The organism is Atribacteraceae bacterium (assembly GCA_035477455.1).
Classification (GTDB): domain Bacteria; phylum Atribacterota; class Atribacteria; order Atribacterales; family Atribacteraceae; genus DATIKP01.
Window position 1 is genome coordinate 17539 of the sequence record DATIKP010000076.1, and the last position, 15432, is coordinate 32970.

Genomic DNA, 15432 nt, shown 5'->3' on the forward strand with positions numbered 1-15432 from the left:
TAACCAGCGTTATTGGATTGACAACTTTGTTGAACGGGAGGAATTGACGGTGAAAACATGCTTGGTAGCGATTGTCGTGGCTATGTTGATTCTCTGGGCGGGAATGGGTCTTGCCCAGGATTTGGATCTCGGACGTTTTGACGGAGTGGTATTGCGGGCGTCCTTTATTGGTGGCGGCGCCTACGAAAAGCTCTACGAGGAATTTATTCCGAAGTTCGAGGAATTGACCGGGGCCACCGTCGAGATCGTTTTTAAGGGCACCGGTTTTGATGTCGACGTCAAGCAGAAAATTGATTTTGCCGCTGGGACGGTCGATTACGACCTGTGCTGGAATCATACCAGCTTTTTCGCCCAGTACATCGATTTTCTGTACCCCCTGGAGGAACATTTCAGCGAAGAGGAACTGGCCGATTTTTCGCCCCGGATCATGAGTTATGCCTGGAAGGATGGGCACCTGTGGTTTATTCCCCGCCACGCGGACATCAGCGCTCTTCATTACCGGACAGACCTCTTCAACGATCCGGATAAACAGGCCCGGTTCCTGGAGGAGCACGGTTACGAACTTCGCCCGCCTCAAACCTGGGACGAATTCAGGGATATCGCCTTGTTCCTTAACGACCCACCGAATATTTACGGAACCCAGTTCGCCGGTAGAGAGGAAGCGCTGTCCGGCAGATTCTGGGATATCCTGATGGCCCACGGCGGTCAGATCATCGATGAAAACTATCGTGCGGCGTTCAACAGCCCCGAAGGCATCAGAGCCGCGACCCTATTGCGTGACCTCTATCAGGCCGGAGCCATGCCTCCGGGAATGCCTACCTACTTGTGGGACGACGTGGCCGGCAACTGGACGAGTGGGATCATCGCCATGTATACCGAGTGGTACGGATGGTATAGCCATTTCCAGGATCCCTCGGCCTCCAGGGTAGCCGGGAAATTCGGTCTGGCCCGCCAACCGATGGGTGATGCCGGAAGACACAGCGGTTGGGCCGGTGCCCATGCCTGGTCGGTGACCAGGGCCAGTCAGAATAAAGAAGCCGCCGTGGCATTCATCAGGTTTATCACCAGTTACGAACCGATGCTTTTTGAAGCCCGAATCGGTTATATCCCGGTGCGTAGTTCGGTGTTTGATACAATCATCGCGGAGGCTGCCGTATCTGAGGATCCGCTGGCCAAAGAACGTCTTGAACTAATGCAACTGCAGATCAACGAAGATTTTACACCTCCTCCAATCATCGCCGAGTGGATTCCCGTCTCCAATGCCCTGTTCCCCAGGCTCCAGGCCATCATGCTTGGAGACATAAGCGTGGAGGACGGATTGGCTGAAGCGGCCCGGGCAGTGGACGAGATTATGCGGGACGCCGGTTATTTTTGATAAGCATACTGTTCCTGATGGGGGATGAAACTGTTCCCCCCATCAGGAACTTTTTATTCTTTTGAGAATTCCTTCCGGGAATTTACGAGAGGTATGGGTTTGGCGCAAAAAATATCATCGGTTATGCTCAGGGATATGGACCGACGGAAATTACTTTTTTATGTCTGGGTTGCTTTGCTCATGCTCTTCCCCGGCTTGCTTGCTCAGGGTCGGACAGCGGTTCTCCGCGACGTGGAATTACGTGAATACCTGCGCACCGCCTGGAGAACCGGCGATACCGCGTTGCTCACTTATCTGATCCCCAGCCTTGAGCTTTTTTTTGAGCCTGACGAGGCGATTGCCTACCTGGATCGGATCGTCGTCTCCCCGTCTCACTTCCCTTTCACAGTCCGGGTACTCGCCCTCCGTAAAACAGCCGAATTGATGCCCGGAGCCAGTTTCGGCCCCTACCTCCAGCGTTTGTTTCTGGATCGTGGGGAGGTCCCCCTACAACGTGAGATCATCCGCCTATTGGGATCTACAGACAATTGGATTCCTTTTCTATGGAGCATTGCCGAGGGAATCGGGTTAGAGGAAAAACCGGAAAGCGAGAGGATCATCCTTCGCTTTGAAGCATTTGGTATGCTGGCCCGTTGGCAGATCCTCGAGGCCTTACCGGTGTTTTTTCGTTTTCTCGAACAGGAATCAATGCCGACATTTTTCTTTTCGGAGGCTCAAAAGTATTTATGTGCGTATGACCAGCGGGCGTTCCCGTACTTAAGCGCCTTCCTGCAATCCTCCGATGAGCGGTTCCGACGCCTGGTCATTCCCGCTCTCTCCCGGATGGGTCAAGATGGACGGGCAATAGTTTTCGAAGCACTGAACGATCCCTGTGTGGACGTGCGCGAAGCAGCCTTGCTTCATCTCATCCGGACCGGTCCGCTGGATGCCGGACTAATCATGGGCATGATCGATCCGAAAGATATGCGAATCCAGGGTTTGGTTCGTGCCTTTATATTGAGTCAGGAGGGTCAGGGAGAACTTCCCTGTCTACCGGACGGTAACGATCGAACGATAATGGGAATTTTGGCCAGGACAGAGCCGGGAGTGGCTTGGCTTGTCCGCTCGACAAAAGGTGTAGAAGAATTGGAAATTCGCCTGCTGGACCAGCTGGTCGCTCTTGACGAAATCTTTCCGCATCCCGATCTTTGGCGGATTTTGGAAAAGCACGAGTTTTCTCACGGTACGCTTGTGACACAGTTTGATCCGGAATTCGTGCAGGAGCGCCTGCTTCCCGAAGTTAAAAATCGGCCGGAACTTTTCACGGTCCTGGTAAGTGCTGCGCAACCTTTCTCCCGGCAAACATTGCTCTCTCATCTTTACTGGTTGCGCGCCTTGCTGCGGGAGGGTGAGGAGCGGGTACGCGGTCAGGTGGTTCGAGCCCTCTTCCCTCTCGGCACCGAAGCGCTTCCGGTTTTGGAGCCCCTAATGGATGAGCGTTCTGAGTATGTCGTTACAGAGATTGTGAACCTTCTTCGGCTGATTTCATCCCCGGCGGTGGCCCGCTATCTGGAAAGGGTTCTCGATCACCCTTCGGTTCAGGTGCAGACTATGAGCCGCCTGGCTTTTCTTGAGCTGCTTGAAAGAGAAGGGCTACGAATGATCTGGCTATCCCGCTAAGCTCCGGACCGTTATCGGCTTTTTTATACACGGGTGATAATTTTCAAGTGCGGGTCTTCAATGACCACTTTGCTTCGGGGAGGGATGGATCCGGTCAGCCAGACGTTCCCCCCGATAACCGAGCCTTTGCCGATAACGGTGTCGCCGCCCAGGATAGTGGCCCCGGCATAGATGGTCACATTGTCTTCGATGGTGGGATGCCGCTTGATGCCTCGGATGATTTGACCACTTTCGTCACGAGGAAAGGAGAGGGCTCCCAGGGTGACGCCTTGGTATATTTTGACATTATTTCCGATAACTGAAGTTTCTCCGATAACCACTCCGGTCCCGTGATCAATGAAGAAGCGTCTTCCGATATTGGCCCCGGGATGAATATCGATTCCGGTACTACTATGGGCGTACTCGGACATCATCCGGGGAATGAGCGGTACACCTTGTTTGAAGAGCACATGAGCCATGCGAAAAATTGAAATGGCCACCATGCAGGGATAGCTGAAGATGATTTCGTCGAGGCTGTAGGCTGCGGGGTCTCCAGCGTAGGCCGCCTGTACATCTTCTTCAAGAAGATCGCGCAGGGCGGGGATTTTTTCGAAGAAAGCCAAGGTTTCCTGGCAGGCCTGGTCATAGCAATCGGAACAGGAGAGGCTCTCCGCTTTCTTTTCTTCCAGGTTGAAGGCTTTGGCGATTTCCAGGCTGAGGTCATGAAAAAGACGGTCCAATATTCCGCCTACCGTATATTCTACATTGAGCCAGCACAATGACGTTTCGCCCAGGTAACCGGGAAAAAGCAATTCCCGCAATTTCTCGGTGATCTCGATCACCCGGGATCGTGACGGGAAGAGTTTTTTTTCAATATTGGTGGTGAATGCGGTTTTCCGGTAACTCTCAATAAGAGAATGGGCCAGCGCTCCTATGGCGATTTTATCCTGCATGATCGAAATCGGCCTCCTTCTTAAAAGCGGTGCGGGTCATCAAATTTCCCTTCTTTTTGGGGTGCGGTTGTTCGAGGCGGGCTAAAACCCGGCGATAAACATTTCAATACGGGTGAATAGGGATTCGGGAAGGGGGGCTTCCAGGCTGGTTTTCCGTATCAAGCTCCACAAACTGGATTCGAACTCGTATCGCTGGAAACAGAAAGGGCAGGCATTCAGGTGGGCTTCTATTTCAAGGCGCTCGTCTTCGGACAGAACCTCCTGGTCCAGGTACAGGTACATCTTTTCTAAGGCTTCTGTACAGACCATCCCTTCTTCTCCTTCATTTCGATATTTTCTGCTGTGAGTATTCGCAGAGGGTTTTCTGCAAGATTTTCCTTCCCCGGTGGAGGCGGGACATCACAGTACCGATGGGAATATCCAAAATATCGGAAACCTCTTTATAAGCGAACCCTTCAACGAGGATCAAAACCACAACCGCCCGGAACTCCATGGGGAGCCCCTCAATCGCGTTGGTGATGTCTTCGCGAGTCAATGTATTCAACAAAGCCTCTTCGGGACTTATTCCTTCAAATGCCGGCTGAAATGCTGTTTCTTCCTCCATTTCATCAAGCGAGGGGAGCTTGTTCCGGTTTCTGGTCCGGTAATAGTTGTTGATAAACGCATTAGTCAGGATTTTGAATATCCAGGCCCGGAAATTCGTTCCCATTTCAAAACGGTCGAAAGCGGCAAACGCTTTGACAATTGTTTCCTGAACCAAGTCTTCGGCGTCTTCCCGGTTCCTGGTCATGCGCAGAGCGGTCCGAAACAGGGCAGCGAGTTCGCGCATGAGCAATTCCTGAAACACTTTTTTCTTATCATCCGTTTTATACTTGTTCATGGGGTCACCCCATACTATAGGTCTTTGAGAAAATCGGCGTTTTTCAACTTATCCAGTTCATTATGGAACTCGATAATCTCATCGATGGTAATCTGACCCTTTGGCTTCTCTTTTTTCTTTTTCCTGGAAATCCTGGCGATATCCTCCATCTTTTCCATGCTGAACGTTGCTTCGCCATATTCCCGACAGTATGAACATATATATCGAAGATAAGCCGAACCCCGGTAAGCCGGAATTCTGTAAACTCCGCTTTCAGTAAGATCTTCCGGTGTGATCAGGGCTTTGCAGTTCTTGCACCTCAGGGGAAGTTCTTGCATGGTTTCCTCCCAACGCTTCTTGTCTTGACCGTATTTTATCAAGTCATCGGCAATAATACAAGGCAACCAAAAACGCCATCAGTCATAAAAGAGTATCTGTGTTCATCGGTGTCTGTTCCACACGGTTCGCTCCCCGGGAGTCCATAGAGAATAACTCATATAAAATTCTTTTCAATTTTCCGGAAGACGGGTACAATGGAGCAAATTCTCTTTGGTGTATCGGTAACCAGCGGTAATCGTTACAATATTCGTGGGAGTATGTCAATTTCGTGAGTTGCCTCAAACGATGAATAAGCGAGTGAATACCGCATGCTGGAAGGAGGAAGTATGCATGAGCATACAGGAGATTCTCCAACAGGCCCTGAAACTGGAAGAAGACGGACGCATTTTCTACCTGGAGGGATTGAACCGGGTATCTAACGAGTTAAGCAAAGAAACCCTGGCGCGGTTAGCCGATGAGGAATTGATCCATATGGAGAAAATCCGGGAGGGTTATCAGCGCATTGAAAAAGGGGAGGCGTTTAGTTGGGAGGGGACTGGCGGAATCCGCAAATCTTCCAGGGAACATTTCGACAACATCTTTACCGAAGCTCGAAAAAAAATGGAAGAGTTGGTTCCTCCTTTCTCGGAGGAAATCGATGTACTGAAAACCGCCATGGATCTGGAATCCCAAGCTCACCATTTTTATCTCGAACAAGCCAAAACCATTTCTAACAACAAAATGAAGGATTTTCTGGATTTTCTGGCCACCGAGGAGTACCGGCATTACAATTTGCTTTTCAATACCCTCGAATACATCACCAGCCCTACTGAATGGCACTACCGGGAGGAGCGCCCGATCTTCGAGGGTGGTTGAAACGGCTATGGGGTCCGCCTGGTAGGGCTGGGCCCGGCATTTCGACCTATTTCAGGGTCAGAAGCGTTCGTCGTGAGAGCAGGGAGAAAGGAATGCTGAAAAAGAGGGGACTTTGATCAGAAGATAAAAGAGATACCCATAAAGGACGATCTGAATCGGAGTACTGATGAGACGGGGGATGATGAGAATTTTCCAGGGAATTTCGAACAGGATGTGTAGAAAATACGGTGTCAGAAAAAGACCTCCGAGGACCTGAGACAGCGTAATGCCCAGGATGATGGTTTTCATCGGGCCGAAACGGGCGTCGATAAGACCGGAGAGCGGCCGGACGGTCAAAAGGCCGGGGACGAGTCCGTAGAGCGCCGCGATCAGAGTAAAGTGCGGCATATAGGGGCCCATCGGGGAGAGCACATATCCGACGATGTCCGCACTTACCCCGACCAAAATGCCAGCCAAGGGACCGAAAAAAACCCCGGTCATGATGATTGGCAGGGTCCCGAATCCGATGCGGATCCCTTCGACCCCTCCAATAGCGACCCGTATACTGGCAAAACGGGTCAGAATTATAGATAGGGCTAATAAGAGGGCCTGGATAACAATAACTTGTGTTTTTGACCTCACGGAAACATCCCTCCAGTTTATCAGGTTCAACACCCGATTATACCAGACACTGGCTGGGAAGAAAAAGAGTATATAGAAGAGGAGTTTCGAAAATGGCCAAAGTCGCCCTGATATCCTGTCCGGATTATGAAAGAGATTCTGTGCAGAATGCGATCGAAAAGGGATTCGCCTGTTTCGGAGGATGCGTTGGCCTTTTTTCCCCGGGGGAGCGGGTTCTGTTAAAGCCAAACCTGCTGGCCGGCGTAACGCCCGAACAGGCAGTGACCACCCATCCCGAGGTGTTCAGAGCGATCGCCGTTACCCTGTTAGGAACAGGGGTCAGGGTTGGTTACGGTGATTCTCCCGGGTATGGGAACCCTTCACTGGTGGCCGAGAAGGCGGGCTTGGAGGCGGTCGCCCAGGAAATCGGCCTCGCGCGCGCCGACTTCATGACCAGCCAGGATGTGGATTTTCCCGAAGGACGGCAGCATAAAAAGTTTCCCTTGGCCCAGGGGATTTCTCAATACGATACTCTGCTCAGTTTGCCGAAATGGAAAACCCATGGGTTAACCAGGATTACCGGGGCGGTCAAGAACCAGTTTGGATGTGTTCCGGGACTGCGGAAAACTGAATACCACTTTAAGATGCCCGATGTCGAACACTTTTCCCGGTTCCTCGTTGATCTGAATCGCTTTCTTCGGCCTCGTTTCTGTATCATGGACGCCGTGATGGCCATGGAGGGGGAAGGTCCGAGAAGCGGTGATCCCCGTATGATGGGGGTTATCGGTTTTTCCGATGATCCCGTAGCGCTTGACGCGGTCTTTTGCCGGTTGATCGATGTCGATCCGACTCTGGTTCCCACTTGCCGGTGGGGAGCGGCAATGGGTCTTGGAGAAATTGACGAAACAAGGATTGTGTTGGCCGGCGATCCTTTAGAGAAATTTGTACTTCGGGATTTCCGGGTCAAGCGAGGGCCCCTGGAAAGCTACAAGCAACGAAAATTGATGAGGGGACTTCGTCGCTTTGTTTTGGCCCGTCCGCGAATCGAGCCGAAACTTTGCCGGCTCTGCGCAGTCTGCTGTGAGGTGTGTCCAGCCCAGCCCAAGGCCCTTGAGATGAAACGCGCTGGATGGCCGCCGGTTTTCCATGAACGTTTTTGTATCCGGTGTTTTTGCTGCCAGGAAATGTGTCCGCACCGGGCGATAACCATTCACACCCCACCCCTGCGGCGGTTAATACCACTTCGGTAGCTCGGGAGCGGGGTAATATCCCGGTAAATGATGCTGGCCAACCTTGTATTCGATGAAAGGTCATAATGGCAATGAATTCTATCTAAGACTGCTCCGGGAGGTGTGACGATGGACGATACTGTTGAGATGAATGTTTCCCTCAGCCAGGGTTTACGAAGATTGCCGGTGTTTCTGCTGCTGGATATCTCCGGAAGTATGATGGGAGCACCCGTTCAGGCTGTTCAGGAGGGCGTGGCTCTTTTCAAGCGGGAAGTGGAAAGCGATACCTTTGCCCGGGAGACGGTCTGGATAGGGGTTATCACCTTCGGCCGCCAGGTCAGTAACCTGACCGGGGGACTGGTTCCTATTGAACAATTTTCCCCGCCTATTCTGGATGCCGGGGGATATACGCCCCTTGGTCAGGCGATGCGTCTTCTCATCGAACTTCTGGACCGGGATGTGAAAAAATCGCAAATCGGCGGAGAAAAGGGAGACTGGAAACCGCTTGTTTTTATACTAACCGACGGGAAACCGACGGATAACTGGCAGGGAGCACGGGAAGAAATCCTGAAACGTAAAGACCGAAAAATCGTCCAAGTCATTACGGTGGGGTGCGGTCCGGAAATAGACGAGACGACCTTGCGAGAGGTAGCCATAGGGCCGAGTTTTCGGATGGATGCCGATTCGGTTTCGTTTGCCGCTTTTTTCCGCTGGATCTCCCAAACCGTGAAAACGGTGAGTAAAAGTCTCAGCCAACCCCAGGGAGAGAGTCTGCCCACACCGATTCCACCTCCTCCTGAAGCTCTCCAGTATATCCCCTAACCTGACTTGTTACGTTGTCCCCCGGCGAATTAGCCGGGAGGATCGTTAAGGAAAAAGTTTAGGAAAAACCTTCAGCTGGAGAGAGCTTCACCGGGATGGAGAGAACGACTAAGGAGAGCATAGTTGCGTGACCGAGGATTTATTGTTGGCGACCGTGTGGTTTCTCATGCATTCGAAACCCACCCGGAGTGGTGCGCCGCATACGGAAAACGGGGGAATTATACTGTTGTCGGCGCCAGTGTGGTAGGCAGATTGCACCTGCGCGATCACCGCGGACGAGAGGATAGTTTCTTGATTCGGTCTCGGGGAGAATGGCTTTTGATCGCTGCGGCTGACGGCCTTGGATCTGCCCGGCTGGGAGCGTCCGGCTCTTCGTTGGCGGTCAGTGCATATAGTGAGTATTTTTTGGGGTCACTTCCTTCTTCACCGGAGTGTCCAACCGAGGCCAAGCCTAAATTTACTCCTCTCCGCAGGGAAACCGCGCAGCCGCATGAAGAGGCCGCAGAGGAATATGGATGCCTGTTCTGGTTCCGGGAAAGCCGGAAAAACACCCCGGCAACGCCTGTTAGTTCGCAGCAGTTCGACCTGGAAACAATTACACGACAGTCGATCGAACACGCCAGGAGCATCATCAGTGGATGGGCGGATCGGAGCCGGGCAACCATGAGCGATTTCGCCACGACTTTAATCTCCTTTCTTATCAACTCCCGGACGGGATTGTGTTTTGGCCTGCAATTGGGTGACGGTGCTGTGGTAGGTGTCCGGGATGACGAATCGACACTTCTGGTCAAGCCCCGCTTAACCGGTGAGGTCGGGGAAACACCGGTCATTACTCAGGCCGACTGGCAGGACTGGGTGGTAACCGGAACCCTGTCCTGGGAGAAAGAACAATTACATGCCGTCCTGATCATGACCGACGGGGTTGCAGACGATTGCTTGTACGGCCCGCCGGGCAACATCTTAAATCTTTTCGGCCAGGACATCACCAGAGAGATTCACCGTTCAGCCTGGCCTGACCGTTCCGCTCGGAAACTCGTTCGATGGTTGAGCACCTACCGGTCGCGTTCCAGTTGGGACGACCGGACCATGGTGATAGTTTTTCAATGATTATCCGGACTTTTTCTCATCATTCCCATGTTCCTGATCGTTTTGCCATTGAAGGACCGCTCTATGTCGGTGGCGAAGGAGAAATATATTTCAGCCGGTGTGGACGCTTTGTCATCAAGTTGTACCATGACCGACTCAACTCACCGGAACGGGAGAATTTCCTGAAGAAGGTTCTATTTTTGGGACGGAATCTGGGAGAAGACTTGAAGTATCTGTGCTGGCCCCAGGCTTTGGTGGAAGAACTTGATGGTGTGCGTAAGATTGGGGTAATAACCGAACGAATCCCCCGCCCCCCCTTTCGGGAGCTTGTCGATTATATTTTCAGCCCCAGAGAATTTAAACGGGCGGTCGAGGAAGGGATACACTGGCTGAATTATCTCCGGGTCGCCCATTCTCTGGCCCGGTTGGTATCAGTCTTGCACGGCAGGGGCTGTGCTCATGCCGACCTCCATTTCAATAATTTTCTGGTGGATATGCGAAGCGGTCGGGCAGTGATGATCGATCTCGACGGATTGGTCATTCCCGGGTTTCTTCCCCCGCAAGTGCTGGGCATGATCCCGTTCATGGCTCCGGAAATAATCAGCCGGAAATCCTCGCCCGATCAGGGGAGCGACCGGCACAGTCTCGCAGTTCTCGTCTTTCAGACATTGCTTTTACGCAACCCTCTGCAACCCCTCACCTGCTTCCAGTCCGACGATGCCGAACAGGACGAACTCATCGGCTGGGGACGGGAAGCAGTCTTCAGCGAGAACCCCTATAATTTCCGGAATCGTCCGAAACGGTTGGGTTATCCGCTTTATCAGCAGGGAGTCCTGAGCGTGAACATCCTTCCTCCCGAGGTTCGCGCGCTTTTCGAACAGTGTTTTATCCAGGGCCTCTTTCATCCGAACAGGCGGCCTCTGGCCAGAGAGTGGGAAATGACTTTGAATCAGACTTTTTTTTCGGTCTGGCCCTGCAGATGTTGCGAGCAGCACTTTCCCTATCCTGTTTGGATTTCGTCTGGGACCCGGCGCTGTCCGTTCTGTGGAAAGGCCCTGTTGCCTCCCTTTCCGGTTGTCCTCCGAGTCTATCATGCTAAAACCGCGGAAGTGAGCGTGGTAAGACCGGGTTGCCTTGTGCTCGGTCACCGGTACCGGGTCATTGAAAAAATGCTTAAAAATGATGGAAGCAGACTCTCTTATGGAGAGGTTCGTTTGCAGGCAGGCAGGTATCACTTCATTCCGGACCTGCCGGTTTCCGTTCTTCCGCCCGGAGAGAGTGGAAACCGGCGACGCTACCGGGAGGGAGAGGGCCTTGAGCTTCTCCGGGGGATGCTCATCGAATTTGGGGAAAACTGGTTTGAAGTGATCGAAGATGGACTCTGAAACGGTATTAATCACCATCACCCAAGAGCGGAGTACCTTTCCGGTTTTCCTGGGCGATGGCGCCGTCCTGGTTGAAATACCTTCCTTTTTGGAATGGCAGGGGACTGGGCAGGGTGAGGCCGTTTTTTCTTTGAAAGAAAGAATTCAGGGCCGGATCCTGCAGGGTTCATTGGTTTTCTGTAAAGATATGCGGCGCTACACCCTTCCTATAGTTCTCCGGAAGAAATATGAAGACACGTCGAAGGAAGGAACAGCATTGTTTCCGGAAGACGGCTATACCATCCCCTTGCGGCTTGAATCGCTTCTGGAAAACGAGACTCTCCTTCTGGGAACGGGTGATTTCCGATTAGGAGGAGCGTTCTCCATCGTGAATCCGGTGAATGTTGCCGGTGTTTCGTCGGAAGCGACCTTTCTGGAAAGCGACGGGGCGGTAGTCCGGATTGGAGGAAAAGGGCGGAAGGTGTTTTCTGGCATCACTTTTCGCAGCCGTTCTCTATCCAAGGGGAATGTCGTTGTGGTCCAGAGTGGCGAGGTATTATTTCGGGATTGTCGGTTTACCGGAGGCTTGCCGGAAAAAGTCGGTTGGATGGGAAACGGCTTGGTGATTACCGGTTCGTCCCGGGTTACTCTGGAACGATGTTCATTGTTCCGAAACAAGTCGTGTGGAATGATCGTCAATAAAGGAGCACGGGTCCTATTCACGCAGAGCCGGATTTTTTCCAACGGCCGGGAAGGAATTGCAGTAGGGCGGGATGGGTCAGTTGTTTGCCGGGGTTCTCATGTTTATGAGAATAGCTGGGGGGTGAGTGCCGGTGGGGGCAGCGCAGTGGAACTGACCGGTAATTTCATTGAGGACAATCGCCTGGGGGGCCTATTGTTTTCAGCTCTTGCCGAAGGCACAGTCAGGGGTAATCGGGTATGGAACAACCAAGTCGGGGTTTATTGCCATCCCCAGACCCAGATCGTCTTCGATGAGAACGATTTACAGAATAACGCTTGTGATTTTCTCAGGCAGGAATGACTGTAAAACGGCGTTCCTGACTGGAGGAAACAGTACCCATGACGAAACAATCAGAGGAACGACGGTTAGCCAGGTTTATTCTCGAGCGGGCCCCTTGGTTGGTATTGACGGGTGCTGGGATTTCCACTGAAAGCGGCATCCCGGATTTTCGCACCCCCGGCGCTGGCTTATGGGAACACTATAATCCTATGGCCCTGCTTTCGACGGAAACCCTAAATAACGATCCAGAGACTTTTTACAGAATAGGGTACCCGGTGCTCAGGAAGTTTCGCGACGCGTTGCCCAATCCAGCCCATCTGGTTCTTGCTGATTGGGAACGGCGGGAATGGGTACGAGGGGTTGTCACCCAAAATATCGACAGTTTGCACATCCGGGCCGGAAGCCGGGAAGTGCTGGAAATACACGGACACCTACGTACTGGATCCTGCCGCCGGTGCCGGAGCATTTTCCCGATTGACCGTCTGGAAGAACAGCTCGCCAAGGCTATCATCCCTCCCCGGTGTCTATGCGGGGGTCTGTTGAGACCGGATGTTGTCCTGTTTGGAGACCAGCTTCCGGACGATTTTTCGAAAGCTCAAATGTTGGCCCGGAGTCATCCGGTTCTGGTGGTCGGGTCGAGCCTGACAGTTTCTCCAGCGAATCTCCTGCCTTCGGTTGCTCCTGAGTTGGTCATCGTCAATGTCGGACCGACGCCTTATGATGATCGGGCAACGTATCGGTTCCAAGAGAAAGCCGGGGTTTTTTTCCCTCGGCTCCACGCCTTGCTTTTGGGTCAGTAAAAACGATTTTTATGGCAATTCGCCGTGTGGTTTTTTCCGGTAGACCCGGAGCAAGGCCTTGATGATTCCGGCTATGGGAATGGCCAGAATCAATCCCAGGGGACCGTACAGCTGCTCACCGACCATCAGGGCGAACAAGACGGTCAAAGGATGGAGGCCGGTTTCTTTTCCCATTAATTTTGGAACCACGATAATTGCTTCGATCAGGTTGATGAGACCGAACATCACTGCGACCAGGATCAGGGTGGAGGTGGATTTGGTCGCCGCGAAGAGCAGGGCGGGAATGGCCCCCATAATCGGTCCCAGGTAGGGAACGATGTCGGCGATCCCGGCGATAAGTCCGATAACCAGGGGAAACTCGATACCCAGGAAAAGCATAGAGAGACTGACACTCGCACCCACGAAAAGGCAGATCAGGAGCCGACCGCGAATGAAAGCTCCCAGGATATGTTCGATTTCTCGCAGCAGGGTAATATATTCTTTTCTTTTTTTCCTGGGGAAGAGCTTGACCAACGCTCGGCGGATTTTTACCGTATCGACCAGGAAATAGTAGAGTATGAAAGGGGCAAGGATGAATCCGAAAAAAAGGACGCTCACAATGAGCGAAACGAGATCGACTACGTTGCGGAGAATGCCGGTCAGATAGGCCTGGATATTTTCGGAAAAATCAACCAGGAAACTTTCAACCGCCTCGGAGATGTTCAGTCCAGGATAGCGCTCGTCGATGGCTTGTGTGATACTGATGATTTGCTCAGTATAGACGGGAAGATTTGAGGCCAGTGTTCGGAACTGGTCGATGCTTTCGGGGATGACCAGAAAGAAGAGTATCAGGAAAAATACCAGCAGGGCCAGGAAAATAATCAAAACTGACGCTTTCCAGGAAAGCCCGCGGCGGTTCAGATAGTAAGCCGCCGGAGTGAGCGCATAGGCGAGGATTCCTCCCAGGGCGAAAGGCAGGAGGATAGTCCGGATGAGGTATACCAGGTATAGAATGATAACCAGAAGGCCCAGGTAGTAAAAATTTTTTAGTACTCTTTCGTTCGTCAAATTTTACTTTTCCTTTGGACGTATTTGTGTATAATATTCTATAGGTTTCGGCAGTGAATTTCCATGAGTCCGAGGATATTTTTCCAGTGGTGAACCCCCTTACCCGGAAGCAGGTTTTTTTGTGGGCCATTCCTCTTTCCGGATCTATTATACTACTGGGCAGATAGTTTGTTTTAAAAGCACACACAAAGGATGAATACAAGCAGATGTTGGAAGGGCAAAGTATCGCAATTCTGGTTCCGGCGTACAATGAAGCCCCCCGGATCGGTCAAGTCCTGCAGGTAATTAGTAGTATCCCTTTTGTCGATGAAGTCGTGGTGATCGATGATGGATCCCGGGACGGTACGGCGCAGGTTGCACGAAAGTTCCCGGTCGAGATCATTCAGTTACCTTTCAATTCGGGAAAGGCCGCGGCCCTGACCGAAGCGATTTGGGCTAAAAACACGAGTGACTTATACCTTTGTCTTGACGCCGATCTCATCAGGCTCAAGGAGGAACACCTTCTGGCCCTTATCGAGCCCCTGATCCACGACGCAGAGACAGTCATGAGCATCGGTATTTTCAAGGCTGGTCGAAGCTCCAGCGACTTTGCGCAAAAACTATGTCCGATACTCAATGGACAAAGGGCGCTTAGAGGTGACTGGATACGATCTCTCCCTGATTTCTCCTGGGTCCGTTTTGGCGTCGAAGTCTTTCTGACCCGTTTTGCCCGTGATTTCAAGGCCAAGATCGCCATGGTCCCTTTGTGGGGGATCACCCACTACCATAAAGAAGAAAAGTACGGACCCGTCCTTGGGTTTTACCATCGGCTCAAGATGTATGTTGAAGTGGCGAGAGCCTATCTTCTCTATGAAAATGAAATGAAGGGCACCGTCCGGGTGGTGGAGGAGAAAAGGGAAGAGGAAAAAATCTATGCCCGAGTGTAAACGGCGGAAAAACCTGGACCATTGCACCTGTACCTATGATCCCTGTTCCCGCAAGGGGCTGTGCTGTGATTGTTTCAGCTACCACCGGCTTCATGGAGAAATTCCTGGTTGCCTGTTCCCCCCCGATATTGAAAAAACCTATGATCGTTCCATTACCCGATATCTGCTAAGCTGCCGGAGCCGTTAACCCCCTCTCAGAGGCGGTCTCCCGATTACCCGGCAAACCTCCTCTCCTCTGTAAATAAAACAGTGATCGCTGAACTTTTCATTCTCGACCCGCTTGACAGTTCCGTTTATAAGTAAGATTCCACTGCAATAAGTAATTTTGCTGCAAAAGAACGAAGGAAGCCTGGGCCTGAGCTGCATAAATCAGCCGCCGAAATCACCGCATTTTCGCAGCAACAAGGCCAAGGATGGCCTTTTCAGCATCACTGCAACCAGACGTGGTCATTGATGCGTACGAGAAAATGCCAGATGAGGCGGGACTGATGGCAACGGGGCCTTGCTGAAATGAGTTT

The 15432-nt window shown here is 52.1% G+C and carries 17 protein-coding genes; 11 read left to right on the top strand and 6 right to left on the bottom strand.

Features of this window, described 5'->3' with window-relative positions; all coding sequences use genetic code 11:
* Window positions 1-49 precede the first annotated feature (49 nt).
* Together VLH40_04815 and VLH40_04820 are read left to right on the top strand one after the other, a co-directional pair.
* Entirely contained in the window at window positions 50-1375 is a 1326-nt protein-coding gene (locus VLH40_04815) for a sugar ABC transporter substrate-binding protein (protein ID HSV31327.1), read from the top strand.
* A 99-nt stretch (window positions 1376-1474) separates the two neighbouring features.
* Complete coding sequence (locus tag VLH40_04820) at window positions 1475-3034, top strand: HEAT repeat domain-containing protein (GenBank protein HSV31328.1); 1560 nt, start codon at window positions 1475-1477, stop codon at window positions 3032-3034.
* A 23-nt stretch (window positions 3035-3057) separates the two neighbouring features.
* On the opposite strand, the gene epsC is transcribed toward VLH40_04820, so the two are convergent.
* The 4 genes from epsC to VLH40_04840 all read right to left on the bottom strand — a co-directional run bounded on the left by epsC (window position 3058) and on the right by VLH40_04840 (window position 5163).
* Window positions 3058-3966, bottom strand: a complete 909-nt coding sequence (gene epsC, locus VLH40_04825) for a serine O-acetyltransferase EpsC (GenBank protein HSV31329.1) — start codon at window positions 3964-3966, stop codon at window positions 3058-3060.
* Window positions 3967-4047: 81 nt separating this feature from the next.
* Window positions 4048-4275: a zf-HC2 domain-containing protein gene (locus VLH40_04830; protein HSV31330.1), complete on the bottom strand. Its 228-nt coding sequence runs from the start codon at window positions 4273-4275 to the stop codon at window positions 4048-4050.
* A gap of 13 nt (window positions 4276-4288) precedes the next feature.
* A complete protein-coding gene (locus VLH40_04835) occupies window positions 4289-4846 on the bottom strand; it encodes a sigma-70 family RNA polymerase sigma factor (GenBank protein ID HSV31331.1) in 558 nt (185 codons plus the stop codon).
* 14 nt (window positions 4847-4860) lie between these two features.
* Window positions 4861-5163, bottom strand: a complete 303-nt coding sequence (locus VLH40_04840) for a hypothetical protein (protein ID HSV31332.1) — start codon at window positions 5161-5163, stop codon at window positions 4861-4863.
* A 331-nt stretch (window positions 5164-5494) separates the two neighbouring features.
* Here VLH40_04840 and VLH40_04845 point away from each other — a divergent pair, with 331 nt between their 5' ends.
* On the top strand, window positions 5495-6019 hold the full coding sequence (locus tag VLH40_04845) for a ferritin family protein (protein HSV31333.1): 525 nt from the start codon (window positions 5495-5497) through the stop codon (window positions 6017-6019).
* A 57-nt stretch (window positions 6020-6076) separates the two neighbouring features.
* Here VLH40_04845 and VLH40_04850 read toward each other — a convergent pair whose 3' ends face one another.
* Window positions 6077-6640, bottom strand: a complete 564-nt coding sequence (locus tag VLH40_04850) for a folate family ECF transporter S component (GenBank protein HSV31334.1) — start codon at window positions 6638-6640, stop codon at window positions 6077-6079.
* A gap of 92 nt (window positions 6641-6732) precedes the next feature.
* On the opposite strand from VLH40_04850, the gene VLH40_04855 reads away from it, so the two are divergent.
* The 6 genes from VLH40_04855 to VLH40_04880 all read left to right on the top strand — a co-directional run bounded on the left by VLH40_04855 (window position 6733) and on the right by VLH40_04880 (window position 12941).
* Window positions 6733-7869, top strand: a complete 1137-nt coding sequence (locus VLH40_04855) for a DUF362 domain-containing protein (protein HSV31335.1) — start codon at window positions 6733-6735, stop codon at window positions 7867-7869.
* Window positions 7870-7977: 108 nt separating this feature from the next.
* Entirely contained in the window at window positions 7978-8670 is a 693-nt protein-coding gene (locus VLH40_04860; protein HSV31336.1) for a VWA domain-containing protein, read from the top strand.
* Between the two features lie 123 nt (window positions 8671-8793).
* Window positions 8794-9777 carry a protein phosphatase 2C domain-containing protein gene (locus VLH40_04865; GenBank protein ID HSV31337.1) on the top strand — a complete coding sequence of 328 codons (984 nt, stop codon included), beginning with the start codon at window positions 8794-8796 and terminating at the stop codon, window positions 9775-9777.
* A complete protein-coding gene (locus VLH40_04870; GenBank protein HSV31338.1) occupies window positions 9711-11141 on the top strand; it encodes a hypothetical protein in 1431 nt (476 codons plus the stop codon). The genes VLH40_04865 and VLH40_04870 overlap by 67 nt, the downstream gene beginning before the upstream one ends.
* Window positions 11131-12162: a right-handed parallel beta-helix repeat-containing protein gene (locus VLH40_04875; protein HSV31339.1), complete on the top strand. Its 1032-nt coding sequence runs from the start codon at window positions 11131-11133 to the stop codon at window positions 12160-12162. The genes VLH40_04870 and VLH40_04875 overlap by 11 nt, the downstream gene beginning before the upstream one ends.
* A gap of 38 nt (window positions 12163-12200) precedes the next feature.
* Window positions 12201-12941, top strand: coding sequence for a Sir2 family NAD-dependent protein deacetylase (locus tag VLH40_04880; GenBank protein HSV31340.1), 741 nt, complete (start codon window positions 12201-12203; stop codon window positions 12939-12941).
* Window positions 12942-12950: 9 nt separating this feature from the next.
* Here the strand turns inward: VLH40_04880 and VLH40_04885 are convergent, their stop codons facing one another.
* Window positions 12951-13988: an AI-2E family transporter gene (locus VLH40_04885; GenBank protein ID HSV31341.1), complete on the bottom strand. Its 1038-nt coding sequence runs from the start codon at window positions 13986-13988 to the stop codon at window positions 12951-12953.
* A gap of 206 nt (window positions 13989-14194) precedes the next feature.
* On the opposite strand from VLH40_04885, the gene VLH40_04890 reads away from it, so the two are divergent.
* Both VLH40_04890 and VLH40_04895 read left to right on the top strand, forming a co-directional pair.
* Entirely contained in the window at window positions 14195-14914 is a 720-nt protein-coding gene (locus VLH40_04890; protein ID HSV31342.1) for a glycosyltransferase family 2 protein, read from the top strand.
* Window positions 14901-15101 (top strand): DUF6485 family protein, encoded by a 201-nt coding sequence (locus tag VLH40_04895; protein HSV31343.1) that lies wholly within the window; start codon window positions 14901-14903, stop codon window positions 15099-15101. Before VLH40_04890 ends, VLH40_04895 begins: the two co-directional genes overlap by 14 nt.
* Window positions 15102-15432: the final 331 nt, after the last annotated feature.

Coding starts and splice junctions, on each gene's coding strand:
- epsC (HSV31329.1), bottom strand. CDS start 3,966: ATGCAGGATAAAATCGCCATAGGAGCGCTGGCCCATTCTCTTATTGAG.
- VLH40_04830 (HSV31330.1), bottom strand. CDS start 4,275: ATGGTCTGTACAGAAGCCTTAGAAAAGATGTACCTGTACCTGGACCAG.
- VLH40_04835 (HSV31331.1), bottom strand. CDS start 4,846: ATGAACAAGTATAAAACGGATGATAAGAAAAAAGTGTTTCAGGAATTG.
- VLH40_04840 (HSV31332.1), bottom strand. CDS start 5,163: ATGCAAGAACTTCCCCTGAGGTGCAAGAACTGCAAAGCCCTGATCACA.
- VLH40_04845 (HSV31333.1), top strand. CDS start 5,495: ATGAGCATACAGGAGATTCTCCAACAGGCCCTGAAACTGGAAGAAGAC.
- VLH40_04855 (HSV31335.1), top strand. CDS start 6,733: ATGGCCAAAGTCGCCCTGATATCCTGTCCGGATTATGAAAGAGATTCT.
- VLH40_04860 (HSV31336.1), top strand. CDS start 7,978: ATGGACGATACTGTTGAGATGAATGTTTCCCTCAGCCAGGGTTTACGA.
- VLH40_04870 (HSV31338.1), top strand. CDS start 9,711: ATGGTTGAGCACCTACCGGTCGCGTTCCAGTTGGGACGACCGGACCAT.
- VLH40_04875 (HSV31339.1), top strand. CDS start 11,131: ATGGACTCTGAAACGGTATTAATCACCATCACCCAAGAGCGGAGTACC.
- VLH40_04880 (HSV31340.1), top strand. CDS start 12,201: ATGACGAAACAATCAGAGGAACGACGGTTAGCCAGGTTTATTCTCGAG.
- VLH40_04890 (HSV31342.1), top strand. CDS start 14,195: ATGTTGGAAGGGCAAAGTATCGCAATTCTGGTTCCGGCGTACAATGAA.
- VLH40_04895 (HSV31343.1), top strand. CDS start 14,901: ATGCCCGAGTGTAAACGGCGGAAAAACCTGGACCATTGCACCTGTACC.